This window comes from Bradyrhizobium forestalis (genome assembly GCF_002795245.1).
In the GTDB taxonomy this organism is placed as follows: domain Bacteria; phylum Pseudomonadota; class Alphaproteobacteria; order Rhizobiales; family Xanthobacteraceae; genus Bradyrhizobium; species Bradyrhizobium forestalis.
Genome location: NZ_PGVG01000129.1, coordinates 1 through 667, shown reverse-complemented (window position 1 = coordinate 667; position 667 = coordinate 1). Strand labels below are relative to the sequence as shown.

Sequence of the window (667 nt, the reverse complement as noted above, 5' to 3'; positions counted from 1 at the left end):
CAGGCGCGGCGGCTGGGGGTGAGCCTGGCGAGCCTGTGCCATCTGGCCTGGGGCCAGGTGGTGGCGCGCAGCAGCGGCCGCGAGCAGGTGGTGTTCGGCACGGTGCTGTTCGGCCGCATGCATGGCGGGGCGGGCGCCGACCGCGCGATGGGGCTGTTCATCAACACGCTGCCGCTGCGGCTTGATCTTGATGGGACCGCGGTCGAGGCGAGCGTGCGAACCACGCATGCCCGGCTGGTCGAGCTCTTGGCGCACGAGCATGCCTCGCTGGCGCTGGCGCAACGCTGCAGCGGCGTTGCGGCGCCGGCGCCACTGTTCAGCGCGCTGTTGAACTACCGCCACAACACGCCGGCGGCGGTCACCACCTCCGCAGCCGATGATGCGCTGTCCGGCGTGGAATGGCTGGGCGAGGAGGAGCGCACCAACTATCCGCTGACCTTGTCGGTGGAGGATTTTGGCGAGGCGCTCGGGCTGACGGTGCAGGTGGCGGAGCCAATCTCGGCGGATCGGATCTGCGGCTACATGCAGCAGACGCTGGCGCAGCTGGCGGAGGCGCTGGAGCGGGCGCCGAACACGCCAGTGCGGGAGCTGGACATCCTGCCACCTGACGAGCGGGCGTATCTGCTGGAGGAACTGAACCGGACGGCGGTGACGTATCCTGAGCAGC

1 protein-coding gene is annotated in these 667 nt (G+C 70.0%); it reads left to right on the top strand.

Annotated elements, in window-relative coordinates; translation table 11 throughout:
• Positions 1-667: condensation domain-containing protein (locus CVM73_RS38795; protein ID WP_245452561.1), on the top strand; the 667-nt coding region annotated here is incomplete at both ends.